Below are 22,296 nucleotides of genomic sequence, written 5' to 3' on the forward strand. Positions count from 1 at the left end.
GAATGCTAGGATCTTACCTGCATACTGCGTTCATGCCAAACCAATTGCTCCGCCTCGGCTAATGGGCGACCAATTTCAGCCAGTTGCTTGCACCCCGCATCAGTCACTTGCTGGTACGACTGAATATTCATAAAGCTTTGCACACACAAACCACTGGAACGGTTAGCGCTGCCCATGGTCGGTAAGGTGTGGTTAGGTCCTGCACAATAATCACCGAAAGCCACCGCACTGTTCTGGCCAATAAAGAGTGAGCCATAGTGCTTCAATTGCTCTGCTTGAATCCTTGCATCGGCCAGCAACAAGTGCTCTGGCGCATAACGATTGCTGAACTTAATCATGTCATCGACATGCCTCGCCTGTAATAACACAATCTGCTCACTAGCGAGCAAAGCGCGTAACTCGTCGCTGTTCATTAACTGCTGCTCGATGGATCTCAAGAAAGAATCATCGTCGCTAACCAATAAACTTTGCGCCTGTGGATCATGCTCCGCCTGCGCTGCCATATCAGCGATCAACCACTCCTGATTAACCTCTGCATTAGCTAAAATCAGCAACTCACTGGGGCCTGCAGCAACATCAATTTTGATACGACTTTGCAACAGCTGCTTTGCAACATTGACGTATTGATTGCCCGGCCCAACGATCATCTGCACGGGTTGCAGGTTTTGATAACCAAATGCCATGGCAGCAACGGCTTGCGCTCCGCCAATGTGCCAGAACTCAGTAGCTCCAGCCAGTGAAGCCGCTGCCAAAATTGCAGGGTGCACTGATGGCGAGCAGGCAACTCGGCGCTCACAACCTGCGACACGTGCTGGCATCAGCGTCATCAAAGCGGTAGAGATTAGTGGGAAACGCCCCCCAGGAATATAAGCACCAATCGCTTCAATTGGACTGTACTGAAATCCAAACACGCCATTGGCTTCTTCAATCTGCTGCGGCTGCAAGGTCTCTTTCTGCAAAGTGCAAAAAGCTTCAATGCGTTGCGCAGCCTGCTCAATTGAATTCAACAGTTGCGGATCGAGCGCATAATCACGATAAGGTTTCAGTGCAATTCTTCGCGGTTGAAAGCCATCAAAACGTTTGCTCAAACTATCAATAGCTAAATCGCCACCGGTCTCAACTTCCTGCAACAGTTTTGCCACTTGCTGAAACAATTCTGGTGATTGGGTGAGATTGGGACGCTTCCAATTAGTGGAGCATTCTATATAAGATTTACCCGCCATTACGCGCTCCTAATTCATTAATAATATCGCTTGATGAAACACCTTTAGACTTAGCGCGAGCCAAGGCAAAGAAAATCAGGTCAGCAGCTTCCCAGCGTACTTCACCCTGCTCATCAGCCTCAATTAACTCCTCGCATTCTTCGCGTAACTTCTCTTGCTGCAGAGCATCGCTAGCTAATAGCTTTTGACTAAAGGTTTTTATTTCCTGATTTTGCATGCGTTGTTCAAAAATGCGATCCAAAGTGTCCAGCTCAAAGGAAGCTGATTGACCAGCAAAACAACTGTAGCGTTCGAGGTGACAAGCATTACCGGTTTGTCTGACTTTGAACAATAAAGTATCGCCATCGCAGTCATAATCGACATTCACCAGTTGTTGTTGATTGCCACTGGTTAAGCCTTTCTCCCATAACTCATTACGCGAACGACTGAAATAAACTCCCGCACGCTTACCAATAGCAGCTTCTAATGACTCTTGATTAGAGTAAGCCAGCATTAACACTTTATTGGTCTCCACATCTTGTACAATAGTTGGAATCAATGGCGCTTTCTCAAAATCAAGACAGGCAATAACTGCTTCATCCAGTTTCAACTTGCCAGTGTAAATCGACATGCCGAGCTGGCTGTTGGCACCCAGCTTGTTAATATACTTGATGTCATCCAGATCAGTGATACCGCCAGCGACTGTTACCGGAATATTCGACTGTTTGATCACCTGCTCAATACGCTCGCGATCAATGCCCTGCATCATGCCTTCTTTTTCCACCTGGGTATAAAGAAACTCTGAGCAGTTTTGCTGCAACTCATCAATCATGGCTGCAACTTTGTTATTGGATGATGATTGCCAACCGTGGGTCACCCAATCATCGCCTTTTGCATCAATAGCAAAGATCAGTTGAGATTTAGGCAACTTCTTAACAAAGTCTTCGCGACAACAAGTCCCTAAAATAATTTTTTTAGCACCACTGGCAAGATAATCTCTCGCTGTATCATAATCTCGAATCCCCCCACCCACACGACACGGGAACTTCTTAATTAATTGCTTAATTAATGTTTTATTGTCGCCCTTCCCCAATGCGGCATTTAAATCAATGATGGCCACTTCGCCAAACAAAGAAAACTCTTCCAGCAGTTCGAACAGATTATCTTTTTCAACAATCTTTCGGCTAGCATCGCCCTGCTGCAATTGCACTGCCTTGCCATCTAATAAATCAATACTTGGAATCAACATAATTTTAACCTTTTAAGTATTCGTTTCGAACGGCAACACCGTTTCTCAATAATTCATCTTTAACCTGCCCAACCGTATACTCACCACGATGGAACATACCTGCAGCAAGCGCTGCATCGCTGCCAGCCAAAAAGGTTTCGGTAAAGTGTTCAGGTTTTGACGCACCACCCGAAGCAATCACTTGAATACCAAGTTGCTGGCTGACCGTGCTCATCAACTTATTATCAAAACCCAGGCCAGTGCCATCGCGGTGCATCGCTGTCAGCAACACTTCTCCCGCTCCGCGTTGCTCGACTTCTGTAAGCCACTGGATGGCATCTAAATTGGTTGGGGTATTGCCACCATTAATAAAGACTCGATATTCGCCTACATCTTTTGTTTGCCGGTCCTGCACTTGATTCAAATCGACAGCCACAACTACACACTGCGAACCAAAACCTTTTGCAATCTGATTGATCAAATCAGGGTTCTTGACTGCAGCACTGTTCAGCGTCACTTTGTCGGCACCTGCATTCAGGAACTGCGCAACATCGGTGTAAGTATTGAGTCCACCGCCGACGGTAAAAGGGATCGACAAATTTTCTGCTACTCTGGTTACCGTTTCTAAGGCATTAGCGCGCTGTTCAAGAGTCGCTTTGATATCAAGAAATACAATCTCATCAGCGCCCTGCTCCTGATAACGAATTGCTAATTCAACGGGGTCACCCATATCCTGCAAGCCCTTAAAATTGACACCTTTCACCACACGACCATGGGCTACATCAAGACAAACAATGACGCGCGATTTGAGTCCTTGCTCACTGTTTTTGCTTAACTCAGACATTGCTTTAATACCTCTTCGCCCGCTATACCCGATTTTTCTGGGTGGCATTGGAATGCAATCATATTATTGCTCGCAACAGCAGCCACAAATGTTTCGCCATAAGTCACTTTGGCAATGGATTTATCGCTGGTGCTAACTCCATAACTATTCACAAAATAAAGCGTCTGGTTGTTGAGCCAGTTTTCACTAGACTGAACATCGGCCCATCCCACCATCGGCTGCTTTGGACTTTGTAGGAGAGTGACTTTACCCTGCAATAATCCCAGCCCTGAAACATCGGGATCTTCTTCTGACTCCTCAAACATAATCTGTAAGCCGACACAGATACCGATCAGTTTTTTGTGGTCGTGATACCATCTCTTTATAACCTCATCCAAACCACTGATATTCAAATTGGCCATCACGGTACCAAAGCGACCCTGCCCTGGAATCACCAAAGCCGAAATGTCGTAACGCTCCAGATCACTTGATTGATTGATAGTAACCGGATAAAAACCAATGCGACGTAAACAACCATTCAAGCTATACAAGTTGCCGGCACCAGTATTGATGACTCCGACTTTTTGTATTGCTTCTGTCATTGACGAATCACTCATAAACAACCCTTTGAACTGTTAACACCCTGCTTGGGAGTTAAAGCCTCTTGTAATGCAAAAGCCAAGCCTTTAAAGCTGGCTTCAATCAAGTGATGATTATTATCAAAATACTCTGCTTTAATGTGCAGACTGATTTGTGCGTTTATCGCAAAAGTGTAGAAAAAGTGTTTCCACATTTCGGTAGCAATCTTGCCAATCATTTCACGCGTAAAAGGCAAATCAGTCACACCGTACCCTCGACCGCAGACATCTACCGCAACCATAATCAGACTGGCATCCATTGGTAAAAGACGTTGGCCATAACGAGTAATCGATTCCTGCTGACGCCATGCCTGCTGCAAAGCTTGGCCTAAGCAAATCGCTACATCTTCAATCAGGTGGTGATCATCAACCTCTAAGTCGCCTTTTGCTTCAAGCTGCAAATCCCAGCCAGCGTGAAGCGCTAACTGAGTCAGCATGTGATCATAAAAAGGTAAACCGGTATTGATTTTGAGTTGCTGTGCGCCATAAATATTCAGCTCTAATCGAATCGCTGTTTCTTTAGTCTGACGGACAATTGAAACTATCGCCGGATTTTTAGTTTGTTCTGTCATAACAACCTCTCTAATTCATTAACAGAAGCCACAACAAGATCGGCCCCCGCCTGGTATAAATTGTTTGCGCTCTCGCTTTCGGCAATACCGATGGCCAGTGCGCCCGCAGCTTTAGCTGCCTGAATATCATCTGGTGTATCACCCAGCATCCAACAGTAAGTTGCGCCGTAATAGGTTTTGCATTGATTGATGCCCTCTGGTGCCGGCTTCGATTCAATAACATCACAATCACTGACCAGATAGGTATTTCGAATACCCAAAAGCTTCAGACCAATTTCCGCTTCTCCACGAGGACGCCCCGTCACCACTGCTGTTTTAAACTGCTTGCTGTTCTGCACAAATAATTGGGTACAAAGATCTGCGCTTAATAGCGCCTCTTCTAATTGATTGAGTCCTGCCTGCTCACCGTTACCCAGGTAAAACTGTTGGAACTGTTCCACCACTGAAACGTAGTCTGGCAATGGCCCTTCCGATTGCAACTTTATTAATTCATAAGTCAGCACCCAATCATTATTGAAGCCACCACGTGAACGTAATCTATCGATTTCTTCCTGCTCAGTTTTTGTTTTGGTAAAAAACTCTACGGTTTGTTTAATTGCAGCATCATAGCTCTTACTGGTATCGATCAAGACACCATCCATGTCAAAGCAAATCAATTCAGGTTTAAGCGCCAAAATCAAAGCCTGTCTCAGCGGTTCAAATTCATAAGGTATGGCTATACGAATGGCTGACTGCTCCTGCAAACCCCGTTTCTGTAACTCAAGTCCAACTAAATCACTTTTGATCTGAATATTATATTGCTGGCAAGCCGCCGTTATCAGTTGCAGTCGTTGCGAGTTATCAACAATCAGAATGAAATTGGCCTGGCTGTCTAACACGTTCAAACCACGCTGACGCAAAAACTGCACTAACAAATCACGGTTCTCTGCGATGCGTTGAGTAAAGTCTGCAACATCACGCTGTGCAGCTTGAGAGAATGCCTGGAGTGCGATATCCAATGTTGGCTGCGGAACATTGAATGGCATCTTGCGCTCAGCAAATCGCTGAATAAAAGCTTCGTTGCCCAATAGATAGCCACAACGAATGCCTGCCAACCCATAGGCTTTGGATAAAGTGCGTAGCAGCACCAGATTGTCGAAATCTTCTAGCAAACAAAGAGACTCTTCTGCCTGTCCTGTAAACTCAATATAAGCCTGATCAAGAAACACTTCCGCACCAATAGCTTTTGCGCGTTTGCAGGCGTCTCTTAACACATCCAGTTCTAATGTTTCCCCGGTAGGGTTATTAGGACTGGTCAACACCAGAATCGAGTTCTCGCTTAGCGCATTCAAACTTGCTTCTAAATCAATGCTCAAATCCGGTTTGGCAGGAATCAGCTTTGCTTTACTGTTCCAGACCTTGATACCAGATAAGTATTGACTAAAAGCGGGCATAGGAATGACCAACTCTCGCTGCTCTAGGGTTGCCAGTTTGAACATCAGTTCAATCGCCTCGTCACCGCCATTGGTTACTAAAACCTGTTCAGGGGCCAAGCCCAACTGCTTACTCATGGCTAACTTCAACTGTGACTGATCGGGATAGCGCCAATAATTTTGTGGCGATAGTTTGCTGATATCCAGCCACTCAGGAAAACGATCCGCCCGCTCATTAAAATCGAGCTTTAAAGGCTCAGTTTTGATTTCTTTCATATTCATCACACTTATCCTTTTAAGCAGACGCTACAGCACTTTGCGAATTGGCGTTTCTAAAATATCCGTCGCACCGGCAGTAATCAGCTTTGGCAACAAATCTTTAATTAGCTTACGCTCAATGGCAGCTTTAATGGCAAAACCGTCAGCGTTATATAAGCGGCTTACAGTTGGTGCACGCATTGCTGGTAGTAAGTCAACTACTCGGTCAATGCTTTCTTCTGAACAGTTCATCTCTAACAAGACACGCTTACGACCATTCAAAACACCGCGCATTAACAACAATAAATCATCAATCTGCTGTCGCTTTTCTGGATCATTAAGTACGTTTCTATTGGCAATAAGCTGGGTTGAACTTTCCATCACGGTATCCACAATCTTCAGACGATTGGCACGAATGGTTGAACCGGTACTAGTATTATCAATCACCATGTCCGCATCTTCAGGCGGGAATACTTCGGTCGCGCCATAAGCACGGAGCAGTTGATATTGAACGCCTAACTTATCGAGGTACTTAGCTGAAATCTTTTTGTACTCAGAAGCGACAATGATTTTCCGTTGTTGCACTTCGTTCCAATCCCAATCTTCAGGAATGCAGGAAACCAAGCGAACCGGGTTAAATCCTAAATCTTCAAGCACCTCAACGTCCGCTTCCTGCTCCAAAACCCAATCCATACCGGCAAAGCCAATATCGTGTTGCCCCAACGCCACCATTTCTGGAATGTTCTGGCTTTTCAGTAACTTAACCTCGATATCACAGCCAAATAATTGAGGGCGATAATTGCGACTGTCGCCAACCAGCGTCAGGCCAATATCAGAAAGTAGCTCAGCCACTTTGTCATATAACTTACCTTTTGGGATTACCATTTTTAAAGCCATGTCATTTCTCCTAAAGTTTCAAATTGTTAAAGTTTCAAAATCATCATTTATTAAAGCCAATAAAAAACCCCGTTGACCTTGCGGAGCAACGGGGTTCTTATACCTGGGTGTCTTAACTGTTTAAACTGAATCCTGATAAAGTCTTAAACAAAAGCACCGCCACCGTCGCTCGCGCAGTGTATGATGATGGTGATGATGTAAGCTCTTGTTTAAAAACATGTTTTTATCTCAGTTAATCAGTTTTAGTCGTCAGTTATAAATAATCGGTTAAAAGTTACAAGCATAAAAAAAGCCCCGCTTTTGGCGGGGCTTTTAGAAATTCCTAATCAGTAAACTTCACACATAAAGCAATACCGCCAATCGGTCTGAATGGTGGTGATGGTGGTGAATTTGCGTCATTACTGTTTTCATGTGGCTGATTTAAACCCATAACCATCGTCGTGTCAACATCGAATTGAACTCATATTTTGCATTCATCCAATTACAGAGCGTGACTCCCCATCTCGCCTGTTCTAATTCTAATGACGGTATCGAGGTTGACTACAAAAATCTTACCATCACCAATCTTTCCGGTTTTAGCGGTGTTGATGATGGTTTCAACCACTCGATCAACCTCATCTTCCTCAACGGCAACTTCGACTTTAGTTTTAGGCAAGAAGTCTAAAGTGTACTCTGCCCCACGATAAAGTTCTGTATGCCCTTTTTGTCGACCGAAACCTTTAACTTCAGTTATGGTCATTCCAGTAACACCAATGTCCGTCAACGCTTGGCGAATATCATCCAGCCTGAAGGTTTTTACTATTGCAGTAATCAATTTCATTGCTAACTCCTAACTTTTGGTAAATTCTGGATATGCTTCCAAACCACACTCTTCCTGATCGGCGCCGGTATACTCGAACTCATCATCAATTCTTATTCCGACAAGCCACTTAATCAGATACCAAACTATAAAGCTGACAATGAAAGTCCATACAACTATCACTCCAATGCCCAGCAACTGGCTTAAGATGTTTGCATCACCATTAGCTATAGGGACCAGCAATAAGCCCACTATTCCACCGAGTCCATGCACTGAAATAGCACCCACCGGATCATCAATTTTCCATCGATCTAACGTTACAATCGACACCATGATCAAGACGCCTGCTACCGCTCCATAAAGTAATGCATGAATAGGAGTTGGTGATAATGGATCAGCTGTAATGACAACCAGTCCGCCCAAAACACCATTCAAAATCATGGTTAAATCTGCCCGACCATAACGCAGCTTGGAAAATATCAATGCAGATAACCCACCTGCAGCAGCAGCCGTGTTGGTGTTTAATAAAATCAAGGACACAGCATTAGCACTTGCTGAGTCTGACATTTTAAGTAGCGAGCCCCCATTAAAGCCAAACCAGCCCATCCACAGTATCAGGGTTCCTAGTGTAGCCATTGGGATGTTTGCACCGGGAAATGCATTAACCATTTTTCCTGGGCCATATTTACCCTTTCTTGATCCTAACAGCAAAACCCCTGCTAAAGCAGCTATGGCCCCGCACAGGTGTACGACCCCTGCTCCAGCAAAATCATAAAACTTTGCCGTCTCTAAAAATCCCAATCCCCATTTCCAGTAGCCCTGAATAGGGTAGATAAACGCAGTCATAAAGAAGCAGAACAAAAGGAAGGACCATAATTTCATTCGCTCAGCTACCGCCCCAGAAACAATAGACATGGCCGTTGCCACAAACACCAACTGAAAAAAGATTCCAGCAACTTTCGAGTAACCCTCAGGGCTAATTTGCTCAGCACTCAAATCTGAAAAATCAGGCGAAGCAAATCCAGAAAACCAACTACTCAGGGCGGACTCGGGATACATTAGTTGGTAGCCAATGAGTAAATAAGAAAGGCTAGCGATCGAGTAAAGAGCGATATTTTTAGTCAATATTTCGACGGTGTTTTTTGATCTTACCAAGCCCGCTTCAAGCATGCTGAAACCAGCGGCCATCCACATAACAAGCACAGCAAAAGATAAGATATAAAAGGTATTTAATGCGTAACTCAGCTCAGAAACGGTCTGACTGGCAACCAGAGACAAATCCATGCTTTCCCCCCAAATAAAAAACAAATTTGAAATTTCTTGCGATGACTTTTATTAAAAGCGTGGTCTGACCAGATTGCAATATGGTTATTTAATATGGGCGCACCATATTGGTGCGCTCCAGATAGGGGTAATTTTAAAGTTGGGTTTATTTACTGGTGGGATAACCAGACAGAAGCGAGCAGCATATCTTCTGGCTCAGTGACTTTAATATTTTTGCGGGTACCAATAACTAATGCTGGATTCATACCTTGCGCTTCAATAGCGGAGGCTTCATCAGTTATGGGCAATCCTTGCTGCAAACCTGCCTCGATTGCTGTCGCTAAGGCTTCAACGGGAAAGTATTGTGGTGTTTGGGCTAGCCAGATTTCTTCACGGTTAAGTGTCTTCTCAATCGTTTGATTGGCGTTTGCGAGTTTGACCGTATCCACTGAGGGAATAGCCAGAATAGCGCCATGTTTCGAGTCTTTACCTGCCTGTATCAGCGCATCAATACTACCTGCATCAAGGCACGGTCTGGCGGCATCGTGCACCATCACCCAATCATCGCCAGCCTTCTGCTGCTTAATGGCATGTAGGCCATTAAGCACTGACTCTGCCCGCGTTTCACCACCCTCAGCGGTAATGATTTTAGGATGCTGAGCGATTTTAAGCATTGACCAATGATGGTCATTCGGATGTAAAGCAACTACGACTTTTTCAATGGAAGGATGTTCGAGAAACTTGGAGAGGCTATGCTCGAGAATGGTTTTACCATCGATTTCGAGATATTGCTTAGGTAATTGAGCTTTCATGCGACTGCCAATTCCCGCGGCTGGAATCAGTGCCCAAATCTTGGTTTTATTCTCATTCATATTGTTTTTGATCAGTCTTAACGTTGCTCTTGAGAAGAGCCTTGGCGGCTCTCTTGGCGAGAGTCTTCTCTCGAGTCGAGAATGCGGAAGAAGGTCTCACCTTCTTTGATCATGCCTAATTGATAACGCGCACGCTCTTCTATAGCGTCGGTTCCTTCTCTCAAGTCATGAATTTCAGCGAGAATCTTTTGGTTGCGTAATGCCAGTTCAGCGTTTTCAGATTTGACTAATTCGACTCTGGCTTCCTGTTGCCTTATTTCACGAAAAGAAGATTGCCCGAACCACATTCGGTATTGAAGACTAGTCAAAATGACCAGTAATGTCAGGGCAACCCATTTCATAAACGTAACAATGCCAGAAAATAGGGGGCAAATAAAGTAGTTATGATAGTACTTACTTGCCCCATAAGGCTATAGTTTATTAGAACTTGAAGGCTTTCTTGCCAGGGTAAGGTGCTTTTTCACCTAAAGCTGACTCGATGCGCAACAATTGATTGTACTTGGCAACACGATCAGAGCGGCACAATGAACCGGTTTTAATCTGACCAGCAGCAGTTGCCACAGCTAAATCAGCAATAGTCGTATCTTCTGTTTCACCCGAACGGTGTGAAATCACAGCGGTGTAACCCGCCGCATGCGCCATATCAATCGCTGCTAGAGTTTCAGTCAAGGTACCAATCTGGTTTACCTTGATAAGAATCGAGTTGGCTACGCCCTGCTCAATACCTTTTGACAAGATCTTAGTGTTAGTAACGAACAAGTCATCACCAACTAACTGGCACTTGCTGCCAACCTTATCAGTCAGTAACTTCCAACCTTCCCAGTCACTTTCGTCCATACCGTCTTCGATCGACACGATTGGGTAACGCTCAACCCAGTCTGCTAAATAATCGGTAAACTCAGCTGAGCTTAATACTTTACCTTCGCCAGACAAGTGATACTTGCCGTCTTTGTAGAACTCGCTTGAAGCAATATCCAATGCTAATGCAACATCGTCACCCAACTTATAACCAGCACGATCAACCGCTTCAACAATGGCTTGAATCGCTTCTTCATTTGAACCTAAATCTGGAGCAAAACCACCTTCATCACCCACCGCAGTGTTCAAACCTTTTTCCTGCAATACTTTACGTAAGTGATGGAAAATTTCCGCACCCATACGTAATGCTTCTGAGAAAGTTGGTGCACCAACAGGCATGACCATAAACTCTTGAATATCAACATTGTTATCCGCGTGCTCACCACCATTGATGATGTTCATCATTGGTACCGGCATAGAGAATTTACCATCACGGCTGATGTGTTCATACAAAGGCTTGCCCAATGCCTGCGCTGCAGCTTTAGCATTCGCTAAAGAAACAGCAAGAATCGCGTTTGCACCGAGTTTTTCTTTATTTTCTGTGCCATCCAGATCCAGCATGACCTGATCGATAGCAACCTGGTCAGTGGCATCTTTGCCAACTAAGGCTGACTTGATTTCATTGTTAACATGACCAACGGCTTTTAACACGCCCTTACCCAGGTAACGAGACTTATCACCATCACGCAATTCCAATGCTTCGCGTGAACCGGTTGATGCACCTGATGGTGAACATGCCATAGCGCGCACGCCATTCTCTAACACCACTTCTGCTTCAACTGTTGGATTGCCGCGTGAGTCCAATACTTCGCGACCGATGATATCTGTAATTTTCAAGCCAATACCCTCTTAAATTGTTTCAACCAAAACCAAAATAAAGAAAAAATCGAATAGACATAAAAAAACACTCCTCAGAACAGGAGTGTTAGAAACTTAGAGCAAGTCGCCCTTACCAAATTCGTGGATCGAGTCCTCAATATAGCCAGTCTTTTTGACCACATCATCCAACTCTTTCATAACACGTAGCATTTCTTCGATGCGATACATGGGGAAAGAGTTCGGGCCATCACACTTAGCCACTTCAGGATTCGGGTGTGACTCCATAAATACACCAGAAACGCCAGCAGCAATCGCAGCACGGGCCAACACAGGAATCACATCACGCAAGCCACCAGAAGTAGAACCTTGACCACCCGGCAGTTGCGCAGAATGGGTCGCATCATAAACGATTGGACAACCGGTATCGCGCATAATCGACAGCGAACGCATATCTGATACCAGATTATTGTAACCAAAGGAAACACCGCGCTCGCAAACCATAATGTTCTGGTTACCGGTTTCGCGCGCTTTATCAACCACGTTCTTCATATCCCATGGCGATAAAAACTGACCTTTTTTGATGTTAACCGGAATACCCGGCTCACACACTTTACGAATGAAGTTAGTTTGACGGCACAGGAAAGCAGGCGTCTGCATCACATCAACCACATCCGCCACTTCTTGCATCGGTGTGTCTTCGTGGACATCGGTTAGTACCGGAACGCCCACCTGATCTTTGACTTTTTGCAGGATACGTAAGCCTTCTTCAAGGCCTGGCCCACGAAAGCTTTTACTGGATGAGCGATTCGCTTTATCAAACGATGATTTGTAAATATAAGGAATGCCCAATCTGTCGGTAATTTCTTTCATGAAGCCCGCAGTATCAATCGCCAGCTGTTCGCTTTCAATGACACAGGGACCACAAATCAAGAAAAACGGTTGATCCAGACCAACTTCCCAATCCAGTAATTTCATACTTTCACCTTAATAACTAGTCTCACCTTAGTAACTATTTGATTAACCAGCTGTTTGTTTCGCGTGGTAATCTTTCGCCGCATTCACGAATGCACTGAACAAAGGATGTCCATCGCGAGGCGTCGAAGTGAACTCCGGGTGGAACTGACAAGCCACATACCAAGGGTGATCTTTCAGCTCTACCATCTCTACCAAATGCTTTTCAGTAGAGGTACATGATACCACAAGGCCAGCTTCTTCAAGCTTTGGCAGCAAGTTATTGTTAACTTCGTAACGGTGACGGTGGCGCTCATTGACTACTTCACTTTGGTAGATTTCGAAGGCTTTAGTTCCCTTCTTGATATCCGCAGGCTGTGCGCCAAGTCGCATAGTGCCGCCTAAATCAGAGTCATCCGCACGCTCTTCTTTAGAGCCATCACGGTTAATCCATTCAGTAATCAAACCAACAACAGGGTAAGGACTTTCAGGGTTAAACTCTGAGCTATTAGCATTTTCAAGGCCAGCTTTATGACGGGCATACTCAATCACAGCCACTTGCATACCTAAGCAGATGCCTAGATAAGGAATTTTGTTTTCACGTGCATATTTGGCGGTAGCAATCTTGCCTTCAACGCCACGTTCGCCAAATCCACCAGGAATCAGGATGGCATCCATGTCTTTTAGTAAAACAGTGCCTTTCTTTTCGATATCCTGAGAGTCGATATAATGAATTTTTACGGATTGACGGGTATGCAAACCAGCGTGCTTTAAAGCTTCGGTCAAGGATTTGTAGGCTTCGGTCAGGTCCATATATTTTCCAACCATGGCAATATTAACCTCGCCTTTTGGATTGGCTTCGCGGTACAGGACTTCTTCCCACTCAGACAAATTCGCTTCTGGCACAGTGATTTCAAAGCGCTCACAAATAAAGTCATCTACGTGCTGATTCAAGAGAATCGCAGGAATACGGTAAATACTGTCAACGTCCTGCAAAGAAATTACAGCGCGCTCTTTAACGTTAGTGAACAAGGCAATTTTGCCGCGCTCACTGGCTGGGATGGAACGATCAGAGCGACAAATCAACATGTCTGGCTGGATACCAATCGAACGTAATTCTTTTACTGAGTGCTGGGTAGGCTTGGTTTTTAACTCGCCGGCGGTGGCGATATAAGGCAATAAGGTCAAATGCACAAACATGGCATTTTCCTTGCCTACTTCAAAGCGCAACTGACGAATTGCTTCCATAAAAGGCAATGACTCGATGTCACCTACGGTACCACCAATCTCAACCATCGCAATATCAGCACCTTTGGCGCCTTCGATGATTTTATGCTTAATTTCGTCAGTGATATGAGGAATAACCTGAACGGTTCCGCCCAGATAGTCGCCGCGACGTTCTTTCTTCAAAACGTCCGAGTAGACACGGCCAGTGGTGAAGTTGTTGCGCTGATGCATACGTGTACGCACGAAACGCTCATAGTGGCCCAAATCCATATCGGTTTCTGCGCCATCTTCAGTCACAAACACTTCACCGTGTTGGAATGGGCTCATAGTGCCGGGATCCACGTTAATATAAGGGTCCAGTTTCAACATGGTCACTTTTAGACCACGCGACTCTAGAAGTGCAGCAATCGAAGCCGCTGCGATACCCTTACCCAAAGAAGAAACAACACCACCGGTAACAAATACGTACTTGGTCATAAGCCTAACCCAACTTAAATAATTGCGAGCAGCTAGCCCTGCTCAAAAACACCATAAACAACAATATACAAAATTCGCCAATGCGAAAATGGGCCTGGAGGCCTTATATATCGTAGCTTTTCGAATTCTGACACACTTTAAATCGACCAAGGAACTCGGCCAAATGTCGATGAGAAGAAAGGGTCTCAAGACGGGAAGGCAGTATATCAAAAAGGTCGGAGCATTGGCGAGGAGTTTTTGTAAATTTACTTGAGCCTAAAATTGAGTGCCTGGAGATTGAGGGCTTGTGATGAAGGCCATTTAGGGGGCAATGGCCTTTCTTAAGTCAGAGTTTCAAGATCAGGGTTTCAAGGTCACGCCCTCCTCACTGGCAACTTCCTGCTCTTGAGGTTTACTCTCCAAAGCTAACATAATAAACACAGGCACAAAGCCGAAAGGTACTAAAAACAATAGCTGACACCAGCCACTATGGCCAACGTCATTAAAACGCCTGGTACCAGCAGCTAACAATGGTAACAGAGCTAAAATGGCAATAATCAGGTACAACTTCTCATGCAGGACTTTCGAAACAGCCGCAATGAGCAAAACAAACAGGAAAAACCACCAATACTCAGCTCTGGAAGCTTTGCCTTCAAAGTTCGCATAATTGATAAGACAGTGTTTAGCTGCCGAAAAGAGAGACATCGGAGGCTCACCGGTTTCGAGCTTGTCGCTTTCAGCCTGCCCGCTTTCGGGAAAAGTTAAGTCATCCGGCGAAACCTCAAAAACTGCGGCCAAAGCTCGGACAGTCTCAATAGAAGCCTTCCCTGAGCTCTCTAAGCGCTGAATGGTTCTTAAGTTAAGACCACATGCATCACTTAGTTGCTGCTGCGACCAATGTCTATCCGCACGTAATTGTTTAACCAATTCTGAATTGATTCTCATCTAGCTAACTCTTATTCCCTGAATGAAGCTCTAATATAAAGAAATTTGGGCACAATAGTTACGACAATTTTACGGCAACACCTACGACACTCAATGACAGAGATATTCTTTTACTCAATAAAACAGTGACTTGGCATTAAATGGTGTAAAATAGAATAAATATTAAATTGCTGGAATCATCATGAAAATCTGGGTTGATGCTGACGCCTGCCCCGTAGTCATCAAAGATATTCTGTTTCGCGCAGCTGAGCGCACCAAAACACCACTAACACTGGTCGCAAATCAGTTTATTCGCACGCCTCCGTCGCCTTATCTCAAGGCAATACAGGTCAGCTCTGGCTTTGATGTGGCTGATGATGAAATCGTGCAACGTGCAGAGAAAGGTGATTTGGTCATTACTTCGGATATTCCATTGGCTGCCGAGGTCATTGAAAAAGGCTGCCAGGCATTAAGTCCACGCGGTGAGCTCTTTACAAAGGATAATATTCGAGGACGGCTCAATATGCGAGACTTTATGGATACCATGCGCTCCAGTGGTATTCACACCGGCGGACCACCACCGCTTGGCCAAAGTGACCGCATGAGTTTTGCCAATCATTTGGATAGGATTTTAGCGAAGGGTTAAGGGATAGAAAATGGATGGCTTGCTATAACTGTTTAACTGCACACCAACCTTTATCCAACTGTTCAAGAGTCGCGCTATCTACCGTCAACTTTCTTTCTGCTAAATAGTCTTCAAGCTTTCTGAACCGACTCTCAAACTTGCGGGCGCTTTTACGCAATGCTGCTTCGGCATCAACTTTAAGGTGGCGCGACAAGTTTACGCAGGAAAATAGTAAATCACCGATTTCTTCTTCAATGTTTTGTTGGTCATTGTTAGCAATAGCTTGTTTGAGTTCTTCGATTTCTTCTTCTATTTTTTCAATCACACCACTGACTTCAGGCCAGTCAAAGCCATGACGACCAACACGCTTTTGCATTTTCTGGGCAAGGGACAAGGCTGGAAAGTGTTTAGGCAGGTCATCCAGCAAGCTGGTATTGGACTCATCTTTACCTTGCCGCTCTTGATGCTTTTGTTGCTCCCAGTTCTTTTTCAGTTCTTCATCAGTGGTAAATTCTTTATCACCAAACACATGGGGATGACGACTGACTAACTTGTCAGAGACCTTTTCGGCAATAGACTCAAAATCAAAGCGCCCTTCTTCCTGGCCTATCTGAGCATAGAAAATAACCTGAAACAATAAATCACCCAGCTCGCCATGTAACTCCTTAAAATCGCCACGCTCAATAGCATCCGCCACTTCGTAAGCTTCTTCCAGCGTATAAGGAACAATGGTTTCAAAAGTTTGTTTACGATCCCAGGGGCAGCCCGAAACAGGATCACGCAAAGCTTGCATGATGGTCATCAGTCGTTGCGTTTGTGGAAGTGCAGTAAGAACGGTTGTATCACTCATAAGTTAACTATTTATCCGCGTCGTCTTTCAACTTTTAATACATTGGGCAATTGCTTAAGTAGTGTAATAATACGTTGTAGATCTTCAAGCTGCGACAACTCAATTTCTATCGAAATCTGCACCTGTTCGTTGCGTTTGCTAGTGGATAAGTCTGTTACACCAGCATTTTCGTTAGCAAGAACAGTAGTGATGTCTTTGAGCAAGCTTTTCCGATCCATCGCCACAATCACCAAATCGACAGCATAGGCATTGGTTGATTCAGCCTCCCATTGCACCGGAATAATTCTCTCGGGCTTATCGCGCAAAGCCTTTCTAGCGTGAGTACAGTCTTTCAGGTGAATGACGATGCCTCGCCCCTGAGTGACGTAACCGATAATATCTTCACCCGGCACGGGCTTACAGCATCTGGCAATACTGGTCAGCAGATCGCCGACTCCTGACACTGATACATCACTGAAAGATTTACGCTTTGATTTTTTGCGCAGGGTCGGCTGAATATCTCGTTGCGGCTGCTTGGATTCGAGCAGCTCTTTAGCACGATTGATAGCCTGCGTAATACCCAGGTTACCAGTACCAATCTTGGTATACATTTCCACATCACTGGCCAGGTGCATTTTTTGCGCCAGTTCTTGATGCGGCACATTGGTCAAATGATTACGCGCCAACTCTTTTTCCAATAACTGACGGCCAGCATTGGCATTATCTTCTTGATCCAGCTTATTAAAAAACTGTTGGATTTTATGGCGGGTGCGACTGCTATTAATATAACCATTGTGTGGAATCAACCAATCGCGGCTTGGCGACTCTTCTTTCTGCGTCATGATTTCAATGACTTCGCCAGTTTGCACCTGATAGGTCAGCGGTACAATTCGGCCATTAATCTTAGCACCCACGCACCGATGACCAATTGAGCTATGAATACGATATGCAAAGTCAATCGGCGTACTGCCAGCCGGTAAATCGATAACCTTTCCCTGTGGCGTAAACACAAATACGCGGTCTTCGGAAACCGAGCTTTGGAACTCATGCATCAATTCATCAGCATTCACATCCGCTAGTTCACTTTGCCATTCCAGCAATTGCCGCATCCAGGCAATCTTATCGTCGACACCTACTTTGGCTAAGTTGGCACCTTCTTTATAAGCCCAATGCGCGGCAATCCCTTTTTCCGATTCTTCATGCATCTGGAAAGTACGGATCTGAATTTCAAGGATTTTGCCTTCCGGTCCCACCACCGCGGTATGAATCGAGCGATAGCCGTTTTCTTTTGGTGTTGCTACATAGTCATCAAACTCTTTCGGAATATGTTGCCACTCGCCATGCACAATGCCGAGCGCCCCATAACAATCCTGAACCCGTTCAACCAGAATTCGCACAGCACGAACATCATAAATTTCCTCAAAGCCCACATTTTTTCGGGTCATCTTCTTCCAGATGCTGTAAATATGCTTTACCCGACCGCTGACTTCGCCCTTGATATTTTCTTCTTTAAGTTTTTTCTCAAGCAACTGAGTAACATCTTCGATATACCTTTCGCGATCGACTCGTTTTTCTTTGAGATTTTTAGCAATCGACAAATAAGCTTCCGGCTCGAGATAACGGAACGCCAAATCTTCCAGCTCCCACTTCAGCTGACCAATTCCAAGACGGTTTGCCAGAGGGGCAAAAATATTTTTAGTTTCGCGGGCAAAAGTTAATTGAGTTTCACGACTAGTATCTTTGATATGACGAAGCGAGACAACGCGGTCAGCGAGCTTTAACAAGACGACTCGCGCATCGTTCACCATACCCAGTAGCATCTTACGCAGACTTTCCACCTGCTGATGGTCATTTTCAGCACCAGTTTCCTGTTGCAAGCTACGCATAGCCTCCATCTGGCCAGCACCTTCCACCAGTCCAGCGATGGTTGAACCCACTTTATCTTTGATGGTTTCTATTTTAACCGAACCGGCAATCACAGAAGGTAATAATACAGCTGCCGTGAGAGTGTCCGCATCAGCATTGAAATGAGTCAAAACCTCCGCCAGCTCAAGACCTGCCGCCAAAGTGTTCAGCTTAAGCACAGGAGTCACAGATACATTCTGCTGGGCCATAGTCACCGCTTTCTCCAGCTTAGACTTAGGCTTACCATCAACCGTCAGTTGATTCAGCTCAAGCCACTGCTCAAACGAAAACTGAGAATTCTCAACCAGCTCAAATATATCGTGATCTTTACGTTTCATAATCTGGAGGCTTATTCTATCCTTGGAATAGTTCTAATTCAGGGACCATCTACAATGACGAAAGACCTATATTAGCAGCATTGATTTTTATTGGAAGTACAGAAAAGTAATCAGGGTGTAAGTAAGTGTTTTGGTGCTTACTGGATCGCAGGTAGCTAATCTCCTTTTCAGTTAACGTACTTTTCTTACACATATAATAAGCTATAGTTCTAGTGTCGAATAATATTTAAATAGGACTTTCATGAAAACGTTAATCTTGATAGCACTTTTAACTTTAATTAGTTCAGTTAAATCAGTGGAAATAACAAACTTTAAAGCAGGCCTAGCCTGTACTGATGGTGAAACATTTGGTTGGATTTGCCATGAAACAAATGACATATATATAACAGGACAAGGAAAGTGTGTTTATAACAAGCAAGTAAAGCCCTGTACTTGGCATGGTTTTTCTTTTGATTATACTGGGATGACCGAAAATAAAGAAATAAAATGTACGATCAAGTCTTCACATCCAGCAAACCTAGGTAACCCCAAAGAACAAACTAGCACAAACCAAGTAAGTTCGGAGTTTACTTTACCATTACCAATTGGAGATGGTCACTTCTTCAACCCTCAATACCGAGTTCTTTCATTTATCAATGGTGACCCTGTTATCACTGAAAAAACATCTTGTTATTTCAGTGATAAATTAATATTTGAGATCAATAACCGTTATATCCACCCCAGCAATCCATTAAAGTAGTATTTTTAGGTTACGATAAAGAATTCCCCCCTAACAGGCGGGGTAAAATGAAAAACTGGCGAGGGAGTTTACAATTAGTAAGTAACGAGGCCTATTTTTTTAGTAGCTTTAACCCTTAACTAAACGCTACCAGAAAGAACTAAAATGCTTAAGTTCGCGGCAAAAAGTTGCGAAAGAGCGGAGGTGACCTAGTAGGTCATTGAGCATCTTGAGCAACTCTTTAACAAAGCATAAAAAAGCTAGCAACACACTCTCCGACAGGGTTTTAAAGCAGGTTTTTTCTTTCAAGACAAGACATGAGACTTTTTGAGGCGCGGAGCGGACTAGTCGTCCGTGAGCACCTCAAATAAGTCTTATAACGCAGTATTGGAAGGAAAAGACTATTTAAAACTAGCCCCTTTCAAACAGAGCGATGGATTCTGTGTGGGAGGTATGCGGAAACATATCCATAACCCCCGCCTTCACCAACTTATACCCTTTCTCCTTCAACTCACCTGCGTCACGCGCTAAAGTCGCTGGGTTACAGGATACATAAACGATGCGTTCTGGGTTGAAGCGAGTGATGTTTTGCACTACATCAAGTGCGCCGCTGCGTGGTGGGTCAATAAGGATTTTGTTGAAACCTTGTTGTGCCCATTCTTCTTGCGTGAAGTCGTCTTGCAAGTTGGTGGCGTAAAATTCTACGTTGCTCAAACCGTTATGTTTGGCGTTCATTTGTCCACGCTCAACCATGGCTTCGCTGCCTTCGACACCGACCACGTTTTGTACCTGAGTCGCTAACGGAATGGTGAAATTCCCTAAACCACAGAATAGATCTAGAATTCGGTCATCTGCTTTTGGCTCTAGCCATTCAATGGCGCGTTTAACCATTTTCGAATTAATGCTGGCGTTAACCTGGGTGAAGTCCATGGGGTGGAACAGCATTTCCACATCATAGTCATCCAATCGATAGGATAACCAGTCGCGCGTATCTGGACCGTAGAGCAAATGAACCGTATCTGGGCCTTTCGGTTGCAGGTAAATATAGAGGCCATGTTCTTTTCCGAATTCAATCCACAGGTTCTGATCTTTTTCGGTTAATGGCACCAGATGACGTACCACTAAGGCTACCTGGTCATCGCCCATGGCGACTTCAAGCTGCGCAGTTTTATCGTTACTATCGAGTTCACTGATCATGTTTTTCAGTGGCGTGATCAGTTGCCCTACTCGCGGATCAAGCACCACACAGGAATCAATAGTGGCTAAGAAGCTGCTGCGCTTTTCACGGAAGCCGACTAATGCTCCACCTTTCTTAGGCACAAATTTAACGCCCAGTCGCGCTTTTCGACGATAGCCTAAAACATCTGCCTGCAGCGGCTCAACTAATTCATAATCACCGGTTTTATGCGAGTGGCCACCGAAATGCTCTAGCTGCTCGACCAATACATTTTGCTTGTGAGCTATCTGCGCTGGGTTACTCATGTGTTGCAAGCTACAGCCGCCACAAATATCTGCGTGGTCGCACGGCGGGGTTACGCGGTCTTCCGAGGCACTGTGAATCTCAATCGCAACGCCTTCATCAAACTTGCCACGCTTTTCGGTGTACTGGAATGACACTTCTTCGCCCTTAAGCGCATTGTCTACAAAAACCGTTTTGCCTTCTACGCTACAAATCCCGCGACCTTCGTGCGAGAACGCATGAATGGTTGCATTAACGGGTTCGGTCGGTAACGGCTTTCTACGACGTCTTCTTGCCATGATTAACTCTCAGATCAATTGATAAAATTCAGTAAAAGGAAAGCCTGAGTCTGGATCAGATCCAGGCTTCGAGAAATTCAGTAAAGTGCGGTTGGTTTTCGCTGGCTAAATACTCTTTTAATTTTTGCTCTTCTGCTTCCAAATCTTGCTGGCTTAAATTGCCACGCATCACTTCAAAGCGCAGATACACCAGGTAAGTATTAAGCACATCCGTTTCGCAATAATCGCGGATAGCTTTTAGATCACCCTTATGGAAGGTTTCCCATACTTTGGCGCCGCTCATGCCCATTTTGCCGGGGTAGCCCAACATACTGGCGATTTTATCCAGCGGTGCATTGGCGCGCGGATTATAAGAAGCGATCACATCCATCAAGTCCAGATGGCGACTATGATAACGGCTAATATAGTTGTTCCACTTGAACTGACTATCCATTTCGCCGGTGTCCCAATATTTTGGAGCGGCGATATTATGCTTCATGGCACGATAGTGTAAGACTGGCAAATCAAAGCCAGAACCATTCCAGGACACGATAGTCGGCGTGAAACGGTCTATACCATCGAAAAAGCGCTGAATGATTTCTTTCTCATCCGCCTGCTCATCGCCCAAAGACCAGACCGTTAACTTATCGCCATGACGAAATACTGCTGAAATCGCAACGACCTTTTGCAAATACAAAGGCTGGAAGGTATTACCGGTTTGTTGATAGCGCAAATGCTCCATCGCAGTGACCACGTCTTCATCGGACAAACCTTCAAATTCGTTCAGCAAACGGCCGGTTTCAATGTCAGGGATCGTTTCGATATCAAATACAAATATATTCATAATGTCTGTCTGCTTATTTAGCCTTTTTCTGGCCGTTATCTGACCTCGGGCGTAAGAGCTTAAGGCCTTTACTTGCCTATATCCATGGGGCAAGGTAGATT

Annotated in this window: 21 protein-coding genes; 2 read left to right on the forward strand and 19 right to left on the reverse strand. The window is 44.7% G+C overall.

What is annotated here, in order from left to right:
- Window positions 1-5: 5 nt before the first annotated feature.
- From hisD to ACN0VI_RS10695, 15 genes are all read right to left on the reverse strand, one after another.
- Window positions 6-1,223: a histidinol dehydrogenase gene (gene hisD / locus ACN0VI_RS10625; protein ID WP_417446779.1), complete on the reverse strand. Its 1,218-nt coding sequence runs from the start codon at window positions 1,221-1,223 to the stop codon at window positions 6-8.
- Window positions 1,213-2,451 carry a phosphoribosyl-AMP cyclohydrolase gene (hisI, locus tag ACN0VI_RS10630; protein WP_417446780.1) on the reverse strand — a complete coding sequence of 413 codons (1,239 nt, stop codon included), beginning with the start codon at window positions 2,449-2,451 and terminating at the stop codon, window positions 1,213-1,215. The genes hisD and hisI overlap by 11 nt, the downstream gene beginning before the upstream one ends.
- Before the next feature lie 4 nt (window positions 2,452-2,455).
- On the reverse strand, window positions 2,456-3,274 hold the full coding sequence (gene hisF, locus ACN0VI_RS10635) for an imidazole glycerol phosphate synthase subunit HisF (RefSeq protein ID WP_417446781.1): 819 nt from the start codon (window positions 3,272-3,274) through the stop codon (window positions 2,456-2,458).
- Window positions 3,262-3,870 carry an imidazole glycerol phosphate synthase subunit HisH gene (hisH, locus tag ACN0VI_RS10640; RefSeq protein WP_417446782.1) on the reverse strand — a complete coding sequence of 203 codons (609 nt, stop codon included), beginning with the start codon at window positions 3,868-3,870 and terminating at the stop codon, window positions 3,262-3,264. Before hisH ends, hisF begins: the two co-directional genes overlap by 13 nt.
- On the reverse strand, window positions 3,867-4,463 hold the full coding sequence (hisB, locus tag ACN0VI_RS10645; protein ID WP_417446783.1) for an imidazoleglycerol-phosphate dehydratase HisB: 597 nt from the start codon (window positions 4,461-4,463) through the stop codon (window positions 3,867-3,869). Before hisB ends, hisH begins: the two co-directional genes overlap by 4 nt.
- The gene (locus ACN0VI_RS10650; RefSeq protein ID WP_417446784.1) at window positions 4,460-6,157 is read right to left on the reverse strand and encodes an aminotransferase class I/II-fold pyridoxal phosphate-dependent enzyme; all 1,698 of its coding nucleotides are present in this window, start codon (window positions 6,155-6,157) and stop codon (window positions 4,460-4,462) included. The genes hisB and ACN0VI_RS10650 overlap by 4 nt, the downstream gene beginning before the upstream one ends.
- 24 nt (window positions 6,158-6,181) lie before the next feature.
- On the reverse strand, window positions 6,182-7,030 hold the full coding sequence (gene hisG, locus ACN0VI_RS10655; RefSeq protein ID WP_417446785.1) for an ATP phosphoribosyltransferase: 849 nt from the start codon (window positions 7,028-7,030) through the stop codon (window positions 6,182-6,184).
- Between the two features lie 481 nt (window positions 7,031-7,511).
- The gene (locus ACN0VI_RS10660) at window positions 7,512-7,850 is read right to left on the reverse strand and encodes a P-II family nitrogen regulator (protein WP_417446786.1); all 339 of its coding nucleotides are present in this window, start codon (window positions 7,848-7,850) and stop codon (window positions 7,512-7,514) included.
- Window positions 7,851-7,859: 9 nt separating this feature from the next.
- Window positions 7,860-9,113: an ammonium transporter gene (locus ACN0VI_RS10665; RefSeq protein WP_417446787.1), complete on the reverse strand. Its 1,254-nt coding sequence runs from the start codon at window positions 9,111-9,113 to the stop codon at window positions 7,860-7,862.
- 149 nt (window positions 9,114-9,262) lie between these two features.
- Complete coding sequence (gene ispD, locus ACN0VI_RS10670; protein ID WP_417446788.1) at window positions 9,263-9,964, reverse strand: 2-C-methyl-D-erythritol 4-phosphate cytidylyltransferase; 702 nt, start codon at window positions 9,962-9,964, stop codon at window positions 9,263-9,265.
- A 17-nt stretch (window positions 9,965-9,981) separates the two neighbouring features.
- Window positions 9,982-10,305 carry a cell division protein FtsB gene (ftsB, locus tag ACN0VI_RS10675; protein ID WP_417446789.1) on the reverse strand — a complete coding sequence of 108 codons (324 nt, stop codon included), beginning with the start codon at window positions 10,303-10,305 and terminating at the stop codon, window positions 9,982-9,984.
- Between the two features lie 79 nt (window positions 10,306-10,384).
- Window positions 10,385-11,659, reverse strand: coding sequence for a phosphopyruvate hydratase (gene eno / locus ACN0VI_RS10680; protein WP_417446790.1), 1,275 nt, complete (start codon window positions 11,657-11,659; stop codon window positions 10,385-10,387).
- A 96-nt stretch (window positions 11,660-11,755) separates the two neighbouring features.
- Window positions 11,756-12,616, reverse strand: a complete 861-nt coding sequence (gene kdsA, locus ACN0VI_RS10685; RefSeq protein ID WP_417446791.1) for a 3-deoxy-8-phosphooctulonate synthase — start codon at window positions 12,614-12,616, stop codon at window positions 11,756-11,758.
- 42 nt (window positions 12,617-12,658) lie between these two features.
- Window positions 12,659-14,296, reverse strand: a complete 1,638-nt coding sequence (locus tag ACN0VI_RS10690) for a CTP synthase (protein WP_417446792.1) — start codon at window positions 14,294-14,296, stop codon at window positions 12,659-12,661.
- A gap of 339 nt (window positions 14,297-14,635) precedes the next feature.
- Entirely contained in the window at window positions 14,636-15,220 is a 585-nt protein-coding gene (locus ACN0VI_RS10695; RefSeq protein WP_417446793.1) for a DUF805 domain-containing protein, read from the reverse strand.
- A gap of 181 nt (window positions 15,221-15,401) precedes the next feature.
- Here ACN0VI_RS10695 and ACN0VI_RS10700 point away from each other — a divergent pair, with 181 nt between their 5' ends.
- Window positions 15,402-15,845, forward strand: coding sequence for a YaiI/YqxD family protein (locus tag ACN0VI_RS10700; protein WP_331890193.1), 444 nt, complete (start codon window positions 15,402-15,404; stop codon window positions 15,843-15,845).
- Window positions 15,846-15,867: 22 nt separating this feature from the next.
- Here the strand turns inward: ACN0VI_RS10700 and mazG are convergent, their stop codons facing one another.
- Both mazG and relA read right to left on the reverse strand, forming a co-directional pair.
- On the reverse strand, window positions 15,868-16,674 hold the full coding sequence (gene mazG / locus ACN0VI_RS10705) for a nucleoside triphosphate pyrophosphohydrolase (RefSeq protein ID WP_417446794.1): 807 nt from the start codon (window positions 16,672-16,674) through the stop codon (window positions 15,868-15,870).
- 11 nt (window positions 16,675-16,685) lie between these two features.
- Entirely contained in the window at window positions 16,686-18,896 is a 2,211-nt protein-coding gene (gene relA / locus ACN0VI_RS10710; RefSeq protein WP_417446795.1) for a GTP diphosphokinase, read from the reverse strand.
- A 241-nt stretch (window positions 18,897-19,137) separates the two neighbouring features.
- On the opposite strand from relA, the gene ACN0VI_RS10715 reads away from it, so the two are divergent.
- A complete protein-coding gene (locus ACN0VI_RS10715) occupies window positions 19,138-19,635 on the forward strand; it encodes a hypothetical protein (protein WP_417446796.1) in 498 nt (165 codons plus the stop codon).
- A gap of 390 nt (window positions 19,636-20,025) precedes the next feature.
- On the opposite strand, the gene rlmD is transcribed toward ACN0VI_RS10715, so the two are convergent.
- Together rlmD and ACN0VI_RS10725 are read right to left on the reverse strand one after the other, a co-directional pair.
- Window positions 20,026-21,372, reverse strand: coding sequence for a 23S rRNA (uracil(1939)-C(5))-methyltransferase RlmD (gene rlmD, locus ACN0VI_RS10720; RefSeq protein WP_417446797.1), 1,347 nt, complete (start codon window positions 21,370-21,372; stop codon window positions 20,026-20,028).
- A gap of 55 nt (window positions 21,373-21,427) precedes the next feature.
- Window positions 21,428-22,195 carry a 3'-5' exonuclease gene (locus tag ACN0VI_RS10725; protein WP_417446798.1) on the reverse strand — a complete coding sequence of 256 codons (768 nt, stop codon included), beginning with the start codon at window positions 22,193-22,195 and terminating at the stop codon, window positions 21,428-21,430.
- Window positions 22,196-22,296 lie beyond the last annotated feature (101 nt).

Origin of the sequence: Kangiella sp. (assembly GCF_048265365.1) — a bacterium.
GTDB lineage: Bacteria > Pseudomonadota > Gammaproteobacteria > Enterobacterales > Kangiellaceae > Kangiella.